The organism is Sphingopyxis sp. (assembly GCF_035250425.1).
In the GTDB taxonomy this organism is placed as follows: Bacteria; Pseudomonadota; Alphaproteobacteria; order Sphingomonadales; family Sphingomonadaceae; genus Sphingopyxis.
The window spans coordinates 25,936-35,160 of the sequence record NZ_DATFFD010000029.1; the positions used below are offsets into that span (position 1 = coordinate 25,936).

The window sequence follows — 9,225 nt, forward strand, 5'->3', positions numbered from 1 at the left end:
TATGACAATGAACAAGGATTTTATCACCTCGCTGCGTCCGGCGCTTGTCATGACGCTGCTCTTCGCGCTGCTCCTCGGGCTCGCTTACCCGCTGGCGCTCACCGGCATCGGGCAAGCGCTCTTCCCGAGCCAGGCGAACGGCAGCCTCGTCGAGGAGAATGGCAAGATCGTCGGCTCGACCGTGGTCGGCCAGGCCTTTACGTCGGAGCGCTATTTCAACACGCGTCCGTCGGCGGCTGGCGACGGCTATGACGGGCTTGCCTCGTCGGGGTCGAATCTCGGCCCGACCTCGCAGGCGCTCGTCGACCGCGTGAAGGGTGATGTCGAAAAATTGAAGACCGCCGAACCCGGCAAGGCGGTTCCGTCCGACATGGTCACGGCGTCGGGTTCGGGGCTCGATCCCGACATCTCGCCCGAGGCCGCCTTCTATCAGGTCGATCGCGTCGCAAAGGCACGGGGGCTCGCTCCGGCCGCCGTTCGCGGCTTGGTCGAGCAGAGCGTCGAACGGCCGCTGCTCGGCTTTCTCGGCGAGCCGCGCGTCAATCTGTTCAAGCTCAATCGACGGCTCGATGCTTTTGGGGCTAAACCCGCCGCGTGACAGGAAATGATCGACCATCCCCCGAAACCTTCCTGCGTCAGGCGGCGCAGGAAGGCCGTGGCCGTCTCAAGGTCTTCCTCGGCGCCGCGCCCGGAGTCGGCAAGACGTGGGAAATGCTCACCGACGGACGGCAACGGCGCGAGGCCGGGGTCGATGTCGTGATCGGGGTGGTCGAAACGCACGGCCGGCGCGAGACCGAGGCGCTCGTCCACGGCCACGAGGTCATCGCGCGCCGCGACGTCGATCATCAGGGCCATAGTCTTGGCGAAATGGACATCGACGCGATTCTCGAACGCCGCCCCGGGCTCGTTCTGGTGGACGAGCTTGCGCACACCAACGCGCCCGGCAGCCGGCATCCCAAGCGGTATCAGGATGTCGAGGAACTGCTCGATGCGGGCATCGACGTCTATTCGACGATCAATATCCAGCATGTCGAGAGCCTGAACGACGTCGTTGCCTCCTTCACCCGCGTGCGTGTCCGCGAAACGGTGCCCGACTCGATCCTCGAAAATGCCGAGATCGAGGTTGTCGACATCCCGCCCGACGAGCTGATCGAGCGGCTGCGCGAGGGCAAGGTCTATATCCCGCAGGAAGCCAGCCGCGCGCTGACGCATTTCTTCTCGAAATCGAACCTGACCGCGCTGCGCGAACTCGCGCTGCGCCGCGCGGCGCAGGCGGTCGATGCGCAGATGCTCGAGCATGTGCGCAGCCATGCGCTCGCGGGCAGCTTCGCGGTCGGCGAACGGATCGTCGTCGCGGTCAGCGAGCTCCCGGTCGCCGCCGAGCTCGTCCGCGCGGGCAAGCGGCTCGCCGACGCGCTCAAGGCGCCGTGGAGCGCGGTCTATATCGAGACGCGGCGCAGCCAGGGCATGACCGACGACGATCGTCGGCAGCTCGCCGACACGCTCGCGCTCGCCTCGCGGCTCGGCGCCTCGACCGCGACGGTCCCGGCGGCGAGCGTCGTCGAAGGGCTGCGTGCCTTTGCCGGCGACGCGCGCGCGACGCAGATCGTCATCGGCAAGTCGAGCCGCCCGTGGTGGTTCGAGATGCGTTACGGATCGGTGGTCGACCAGCTTGTGCGGACGATCGACGATGTCGCTGTCCATGTCCTGCCGGGCGAGCCTGCCGCAAAGCCCGGGCAACCGCGCATCCGGATCGTCCCCCCCGGACGCTGGGGCCGGCCGGCCGATTATGTCTGGTCACTGGTCATGGTCGCCGCGATGACGGCACTCGCGCGCCTGCTCCTCGCCGCGATCGACCTTGGCAATATCGCCTTGCTCTATCTGGTGCCGGTGATGTTCGCCGCGGCGACCTTCGGGCTGCGCGCGGGCCTGTTCGCGGGCCTGGCGTCGAGCCTCGCCTATAATTTCTTCTTCCTGCCGCCGACCGGCACGCTGACCGTCAACAATCCCGAAAATGTCGTCAGCATCCTCGTGCTGCTCGGGGTCGCCGTCGTGACCAGCCAGTTCGCCGCGCGCGTGCGGGCGCAGGCCGACCTGGCCCAAACGAGCGCGCGGCAGAACGCCGCGCTCGCCAGCTTCTCGCGGCTGCTGACCGCGGCGCCCGACCAGGAGACGCTGATGCACGCCATCTGCGCCGAGGTCGGGCGGCTTCTCGATGTCCGCACCGCGCTGTTGCTTCCGTCGGCCGACGGCCCGATGCTGCGCGCCGCGGTTCCGCCCGAAGACCGGCTCGAGCAAATCGAGCGCGCGGCGGCGCAGTGGGCGATGGACAATGAACAGCCCGCCGGACGCGGGTCATCGACCCTCACCGCGTCGGACTGGCTCTTCCATCCGCTGCGCACGACGCGCGGCGTGCTCGGCGTGCTCGGCATGACGCGCGACGACGCGCGCGAGCCCGTCCGCTCTGACCAGGTGCCGCTGTTGATGAGCCTCCTCGATCAGGCGTCGATCGCGCTCGACCGCATGGAGCTTGAGGAAGAATCGCTTCGCACCCGGCAGGTCGACGAACGCGACCGGCTGCGCTCGGCGCTGCTGTCGTCGGTCAGCCACGACCTTCGGACCCCGCTCACGACGATCCTCTCGGCCGCGCAGGAAATCCGTCGCAATCCCTCGGCGCTGCTGGCCGAGACGATCGAGACCGAAGCGCTTCGCCTCAACCGTTTTGTGTCGAACCTGCTCGACATGGCGCGTGTCGAGGCAGGCGCGCTGCCGATGAAGGTCGAGGCCACCGATCTGTTCGACGCCGCCGCCAGCGCGGCGCACGACACGCGGGCGTCGCTGCTGGGGCATGAGGTCAAGGTCGATATTTCGCCCAATATTCCGCTGGTGCGGGTCGATCCGGTGCTGCTCCACCATTGCCTGATCAATCTGCTCGACAATGCCGGGCGCTATGCCGACCCCGGCACGCCGATCGTCATTCGCGCGCGGCGCGCCGCCGATGCCATATCGATGTCGATCATCGATCAGGGGCCGGGGATCGCGCCCGGAAACGAGAAGCGCGTCTTCGAAACCTTCACCCGTCTCGAGGGCAGCGATCGCGCGAAGCACGGCACCGGCCTCGGGCTCGCGATCGTCAAGGGATTTGCCGAGGCGATGGGGCTGTCGGTCGAGGCGAGCAACAATGAAGATCCGCACGGCGCCTGCTTCACCATCCGCATCCCCGAGCGGCTGATCATCACGCATCTGGACGACAAGGAACAGCCATGAAAGTGCGTCACAAGATATTGGTGGTGGACGACGAGCTGCATATCCGCCGGCTGATCCATGCCGCGCTGGCGCGCGCCGACTATGCGATCGTCGAAGCCGAGAGTGCCCGCGAAGCGCTCGAACTGCTTCGCGAGGAGCGCCCCGACATCGTGCTGCTCGATCTCGGCCTGCCCGATCGCGACGGGCTGGAGCTTGTCCCCCTTGTCAAACAGCAGTCGGACACGACGCTGATCGTCGTCTCGGCGCGCGACGCGACCGACCAGAAGGTGGCCGCGCTCGATCTGGGTGCCGACGACTATCTGACCAAACCCTTCGACACCGACGAATTGCTCGCGCGCGTAAGGGTCGCGTTGCGTAACCGCATGACCCGCGACGGCGGGATGCTGGCGGTGACCGCGGGCGATGTGACGATCGACCTCATCGCGCGCACCGTCGTCAAGGCGGGCCACGAGGTTCATCTGACTCCGAAGGAATATGCGGTGCTGGCCCAGCTCGCGCGGCACCCGGGGCGGGTCATCACGCACAACCAGATCATGGCGGAGGTCTGGCCGCACGAGGCCGAGCATCATGTCGAATATCTGCGCGTCCTCGTCCGCACCCTGCGCCAGAAGCTGGAGACCGATCCGCAACAACCGCAAATCATCAACAACGAACTCGGCATCGGCTATCGTCTGCGGTCGGTTGGCGATACGCCCGGCGATTGAATCGTGCCGAAACTATGCCGATCATATGGACTTGGGACTGACCCGCTCTCGATTTCAAATGGCGAGAGCCCTTAAATGAGTCGCCATGATAAGCGACGATTCCAAACGGCCATCCGGCGCTCCGCAGCAGTCGACGCGCGACCGGGTTATTGACTGGCTGGGCGCCCAAGGGCCATCGAAAATCACAATCTATATGTGTGCGACGGTGGCTTTGGTTGCCTTCCTCGCCGACAAGATGGGCTGAGATGCCGGCGCCGCCCCTGAGCCAGCGAAATTATACGAAATCTCAATGCGCGCGCGCCTTTCCCGATCTCGAATTCCTACGCGATGATGCGTAATTGAGCGGCCTCCCGCTGGAGGTTGCAAGATGAAGAAATGGCATGAAACGCGCGCCGCCAATATCGGGCTGCGCGCTCTGGGCATCGTCCTGTTCGGCATAGGCTGGCTGTTCGCGCTCCGGCTCCATCATATGGCGCTGATCACCGCACCGCGCGACTCGGGCGCGCTGATGATCCTCCTGTCGGCGGCGACCTTCCTCAGCGCGAGCGTCGGAAGCGCCTTGCTGTTTGTTGGGCCGGGATTGTGGGAAACCGTCGAGGTTTCCGAGCGATGGAGACGCCAGCCTGCGCCGGCTCCCGATACGCCGTTTTCGCCGACCAATGAGCGACCCGGCGCATAACGAAAACACTATGCAAAGGAGCGTCCGCTGCTCTCGATTTCCAATGTCGCGCTGATCTAGTTGGGCGTCCTCGCGAACCTCTCCATTCCCGAAGAGGCCAGATTTGAGGACAATATGAAGATCATTATTTCAGCCGCCGCGCTTCTCGCGGGACTTTTGCCGGTCGCCGCTTTCGCACGGGGGGAAGAAGCAAAATCCGTCACGATCACGGGATCCGCGACCATCGCGTCCGACTACCGTTTCCGCGGCGTGTCGCAGTCCGACGAAGAAATGGCCGTTCAGGGCGGCCTGACGCTGACCCATCAAAGCGGCCTCTATGCCGGCGTGTGGGCATCGAACCTCGCGGGCTGGGGAACCTTCGGGGGTGCCAATATGGAACTCGACCTGATCGGCGGCTATAAATTGCCGCTCAGCGACAAGGCCGCGCTCGATGCCGGCCTCGTCTGGTACATGTATCCGGGCGGCGCCGATGAATCCGATTTCGCCGAGCCTTATGTGAAGCTGACGGGTACGGCCGGACCGGCGACCTGGACCGCCGGGGCCGCTTATGCGCCGAAGCAACATGCGCTCGCCAATGTTTTGAACGCGCCGAACAGCCGCGGGCAGAGCGACGACAATCTCTATCTATGGGGCGACGGGGCGGTCGCCATCCCCGGCACGCCATTCACCGCAAAGGCGCATATCGGCCACTCGGACGGCAATCCCGGACTCGGCCCCAACGGCACCAGCGTTGCCCCGACGGGCCGTTACTGGGACTGGTCACTCGGCATGGATGCCAGCTGGCGCAACCTGACGCTGGGCCTGTCCTATGTCGATACGGACATCGGCAAGGCCGAGGCGGCGCGCCTGCAACCCAATTTCAGCAAGGGCGGGGGCGGGACCGGTTCGATTGCCGATGCCGCCGTTGTGGCCAGTGTGACTGCAGCCTTCTGATATGCGAACCGCTCGGGCGGCCGCGCTGCCCGAGCGGTTCGTCGCGGTTACCAGATGGTATCCGCACGGATCATCCTGTATCCGGCACATGCTCGCGCGGCCGACTTGAATTCCCTGATGCTTAGGACATGTTGCATCGCAACAAGATCATGCAAATTCAGGGAGCCTCCCCATCCCATGACCAAGATCGACTTGGCGCTCCAAGGCGCACCCGTTCGAACGCCGCTCGCGAAAGCGGCGCGGCGCGATGCCAAGATATGGCTCTGTCTGGGGCTCATTGCGTTGGACGCCGTCGCGCTCGCGGTCGGTTTCGCGGTGACGCTGATGATCGAGCAGCCCCGGCACATCTCGGACGGATTGCTGACCGCGATGCTGGGCGCCCTGTTTGTCCACTTCGCGATCGCCTTCCAGAATCAGGCCTATAATCCGCGCTGCCTGACCCGCCCGGTCAAAAGCGTTCGCCAGACATTGCTGTCGTTCGCAACGACCCTGTTCGTGTTCCTGCTCGTCGCCTTCTCGCTGCGGATCACCGGCAAGGTGCCGCGCCTGGCGATCGGCATGGGCATGGTGACCGCGGGGACGCTGCTGGTGGCGCAGCGGCTATTGATCTGCCGGATCGTGCGCCGGGCTTTTGGCGACATGACCGCCGAGCTGGTCATTGCCGACGGCGCGAACCTCCCCGCATCCTACCTCGATCGCGAGATACTCGATGCGCGCGCGTCGGGGCTCCGTACCGACCTCGACGATCCCTATATGCTCGATCGTCTCGGCACCGTGCTGCAGGATTACGACCGGGTGACGATCGTTTGTGCGCCCGAGCGCAAGGCCGAATGGGCGCGGGCGCTGAAGGGCGTCAATATCGTCGGAGAGATTGTGATGCCCGAGATTGCCGAACTGGGGCCGCTGACCACGCGCCAGCGCGGCGGGGTGACGACGCTGGTGGTGTCGTGGGGGCCGCTCAACCGGGCGAACCGGGTGAAGAAGCGTGCGCTCGATCTAGCGGTGACGATCCCGGCGCTGATCCTGCTGTCGCCACTGCTGTTGATCGTGGCGCTGGCGATCAAGCTCGATTCGCCGGGACCGGTGTTCTTCCGTCAGGAGCGGATGGGGCGCGGCAACCGCATCTTCCGGATCCTGAAATTCCGCAGCATGCGCGCCGAGACGACCGATGCGAACGGCGCGCGCTCGGCGAGCCGCGACGACGACCGGATCACGCGCGTCGGACGCTTCATCCGCGCGACGAGCATCGACGAGCTGCCGCAGCTGATCAATGTGTTGTCGGGCGAGATGAGCCTCGTCGGCCCGCGCCCGCATGCACTGGGCTCCACTGCGGGCAACGAGCTGTTCTGGCGGGTCGACCGGCAATATTGGCACCGTCACGCGCTCAAGCCCGGGATCACCGGCCTCGCCCAGATCCGCGGGTTTCGCGGTGCGACCAACACCAAGCGCGATATTCTGGACCGGCTCGAATCCGATCTCGAATATCAGCATGGCTGGTCGTTGCTGCGCGACGTTTCGATCCTCGCGCGCACCGCGCAGGTGCTCGTGCACCGCAACGCTTATTGAGCGGGCCTCTTGGGCGGGGATCAGCCGTCCACGATCTGCGGGGCGCGGCAGGCGAGCGCGATGTCAAAGGCTTTGGCGCGGTGCGTCGCGCGCATCAGCCCCGCATAATCGCCCGTCCATTGATCTGCAAAGCCCGCGACCTTGCCATAGCTGTTGTCGAGCAGCACGTGCGGAATGTCGAGCAGCAGCGAGAGAATGTGCGCGTGCAGCCGGTCGGTGACGACCAGCTCGCCGGTCGACAGCATCGTAAGGCCGCGCTGGAACCGCCATTCGGCCAGGCGCTGCTGCCGCGCGGCGCGCTGCACCATCGGATCGCGGGTGAGGAGGCGGCCGAGCCCCAGCGACAGGCGCAGGCGGCGTTTCTGGCCGGCATCCTCTTCGAGCCAGTCGTCGGCGACGATGCCCGCGGGCAGCGCGGCCTCGCCGGCGGCGCGTTCATGGTCGGTGCGGAGCAGGGCGAAGACCGGAGCGGTGGCGGGATCGCGGCGCTGGCGGCCGAGCATCAGCGCGGCGTCGGGGCAAAGCCGGATATCGCAATCGAAATGCTGCTCGGCAAAAGCGAGCGAGCGGGCGTCGCGGACGAGCAGGGTGAATTGGCCGTGCGCGCGGATCGCCTCGGCCATTTCGGCAGCGGCGGCGGAGTCGGCATAATGGATCGACTGCGGCATCTGGACGATCGGGTGGCCGCGGTGCGTGCGAAGCAGGTGCAGGCGAAAGGCTTCATGCTTGGGCCAGAGCGTGCCCATATTGCCGCCGCCATGAATCAGGATCGGCCCGTCGCCGATCGCGGCCCGGCACGCCGCGTCGTCGAAATCGGCGATCGCCGAATAATAGGCCGGCAGGCGGCCCGGCTTGCGCAGATAGGCCATCTCGCCGAGCCAAATCGCCGAATCGCCGACATTGGAGTGGTCGGGAAAGTCGACCAGCGCAAGCTTGCCCGACGGCAGCACGGCATCGAGCACGCGCGCGAAACGCTGGGCGAGTTCGCCGACGAGCTGGTCGGCGGTCTTCTTGGTCATATCGGGCTCTTTCTGAAGCGTTTGAACAGGAACAGGAAACGGCCGCGCCACGTCCTCGAGATGGCGAGCAGCGCGACCCCGTAGAACAGCGCCCCGGTCGCGGTGAGCAGCAGCAGCACCTGCCAGCCCGCCAGACGGGTATCGAGCAGGCGCACCGCGACCGCGAGCGCCACACCCATCAGCGTCGAGGCGACCAGCGGCGGACCGACTGCGCGAAACGTGTCGACCGGACGGATGCCCGACGCGCGGCGGAGCAGCCAGATCTGCATCGGCAGGGTGAGATAGGCGCGCGCGACATAGGAGATCGCGACCGCGAAAACGCCGTAGGGTAGCGCCGCGAGCGTCAGGATCACGCCGAGCACCAGCTGGGTGGTCGAGAGCGAGATCAGGCTGCGCGACGCGCCCAGTACGCTGAGCGAGGGTGAAGCGAAAAAGTTGAGCGTGAAGGGCACGGCCATGAACGCGAAGATTTGGGCGAGCTCACCGGCCTCGCTCCATTTTGCACCGAACACGATCGGGATTGCGACCGGCGCCAGCGCGCCGCAGCCGACCAGCGCCGGAAAGGAGAGCGCCGAGGCGCGCGAAATCATCCAGCGATAGGCGTTGCGCAGCTCGGCAGGGTCGTCCTTGACCCGCGCGAACGTCTGCACCGCGACCTGGGTGAAAGGCTGGACCGCGCCGCGCCCGATCAGATCGACGGTGCGCCAGGCGGTGCGGTAGACACCCACGGCGGCGAGCCCGATCCCGGCACCGATCGCCATTTCCTGCACGCGCCCCGTCGCGAGGAAGGCGAGCTGGACATAGATCAGACTGGCATTGAGCATCAGATTGCCGCGCAGGATCGCAAAGTTGAACTGCCAGCCCGGTTTCCAGTCATAGGAAGCGCGCGACAGGACCACGCCGAGGATCTCGGTGACGAGGCGCTGGATGACGAGGCTCCAGAGCCCGAGCCCGGCAAAGGCGGCAGCCACCGCGCAAGTGCCGCCAATCAGCCCGCCGGCCACCGAGCGGAGCGCGGTGGTGCGATGCCCGAACTCGCGCAGGCGCAGCGCCATAT

The 9,225-nt window shown here is 66.1% G+C and carries 9 protein-coding genes; 7 read left to right on the forward strand and 2 right to left on the reverse strand.

Annotated features, from left to right (window positions below):
• Positions 1 to 7: 7 nt before the first annotated feature.
• The 7 genes from kdpC to VJ811_RS02115 all read left to right on the forward strand — a co-directional run bounded on the left by kdpC (position 8) and on the right by VJ811_RS02115 (position 7,149).
• Positions 8 to 598 carry a potassium-transporting ATPase subunit KdpC gene (kdpC, locus tag VJ811_RS02085; protein WP_324070613.1) on the forward strand — a complete coding sequence of 197 codons (591 nt, stop codon included), beginning with the start codon at positions 8 to 10 and terminating at the stop codon, positions 596 to 598.
• Positions 595 to 3,267 carry a sensor histidine kinase KdpD gene (locus VJ811_RS02090; protein ID WP_324070614.1) on the forward strand — a complete coding sequence of 891 codons (2,673 nt, stop codon included), beginning with the start codon at positions 595 to 597 and terminating at the stop codon, positions 3,265 to 3,267. The genes kdpC and VJ811_RS02090 overlap by 4 nt, the downstream gene beginning before the upstream one ends.
• Positions 3,264 to 3,971, forward strand: coding sequence for a response regulator transcription factor (locus VJ811_RS02095; protein ID WP_324070615.1), 708 nt, complete (start codon positions 3,264 to 3,266; stop codon positions 3,969 to 3,971). Before VJ811_RS02090 ends, VJ811_RS02095 begins: the two co-directional genes overlap by 4 nt.
• Before the next feature lie 85 nt (positions 3,972 to 4,056).
• Complete coding sequence (locus VJ811_RS02100) at positions 4,057 to 4,215, forward strand: hypothetical protein (RefSeq protein WP_324070616.1); 159 nt, start codon at positions 4,057 to 4,059, stop codon at positions 4,213 to 4,215.
• Between the two features lie 123 nt (positions 4,216 to 4,338).
• Positions 4,339 to 4,650 carry a hypothetical protein gene (locus tag VJ811_RS02105; protein ID WP_324070617.1) on the forward strand — a complete coding sequence of 104 codons (312 nt, stop codon included), beginning with the start codon at positions 4,339 to 4,341 and terminating at the stop codon, positions 4,648 to 4,650.
• Positions 4,651 to 4,764: 114 nt separating this feature from the next.
• The gene (locus VJ811_RS02110; protein WP_324070618.1) at positions 4,765 to 5,583 is read left to right on the forward strand and encodes a TorF family putative porin; all 819 of its coding nucleotides are present in this window, start codon (positions 4,765 to 4,767) and stop codon (positions 5,581 to 5,583) included.
• A gap of 177 nt (positions 5,584 to 5,760) precedes the next feature.
• Complete coding sequence (locus tag VJ811_RS02115) at positions 5,761 to 7,149, forward strand: exopolysaccharide biosynthesis polyprenyl glycosylphosphotransferase (RefSeq protein ID WP_324070619.1); 1,389 nt, start codon at positions 5,761 to 5,763, stop codon at positions 7,147 to 7,149.
• 20 nt (positions 7,150 to 7,169) lie between these two features.
• Here the strand turns inward: VJ811_RS02115 and VJ811_RS02120 are convergent, their stop codons facing one another.
• Positions 7,170 to 8,168, reverse strand: a complete 999-nt coding sequence (locus VJ811_RS02120) for a polysaccharide pyruvyl transferase family protein (RefSeq protein WP_324070620.1) — start codon at positions 8,166 to 8,168, stop codon at positions 7,170 to 7,172.
• The coding region (locus VJ811_RS02125; RefSeq protein WP_324070621.1) for an oligosaccharide flippase family protein at positions 8,165 to 9,225 on the reverse strand (1,061 nt) is incomplete at its 5' end. The genes VJ811_RS02120 and VJ811_RS02125, both read right to left, overlap by 4 nt.

Excerpts from the sequence above, each read along its gene's own strand:
- VJ811_RS02120 (WP_324070620.1), bottom strand. The coding sequence starts at position 8,168 with ATGACCAAGAAGACCGCCGACCAGCTCGTCGGCGAACTCGCCCAGCGT.
- VJ811_RS02095 (WP_324070615.1), top strand. The coding sequence starts at position 3,264 with ATGAAAGTGCGTCACAAGATATTGGTGGTGGACGACGAGCTGCATATC.
- kdpC (WP_324070613.1), top strand. The coding sequence starts at position 8 with ATGAACAAGGATTTTATCACCTCGCTGCGTCCGGCGCTTGTCATGACG.
- VJ811_RS02110 (WP_324070618.1), top strand. The coding sequence starts at position 4,765 with ATGAAGATCATTATTTCAGCCGCCGCGCTTCTCGCGGGACTTTTGCCG.
- VJ811_RS02105 (WP_324070617.1), top strand. The coding sequence starts at position 4,339 with ATGAAGAAATGGCATGAAACGCGCGCCGCCAATATCGGGCTGCGCGCT.
- VJ811_RS02100 (WP_324070616.1), top strand. The coding sequence starts at position 4,057 with ATGATAAGCGACGATTCCAAACGGCCATCCGGCGCTCCGCAGCAGTCG.
- VJ811_RS02115 (WP_324070619.1), top strand. The coding sequence starts at position 5,761 with ATGACCAAGATCGACTTGGCGCTCCAAGGCGCACCCGTTCGAACGCCG.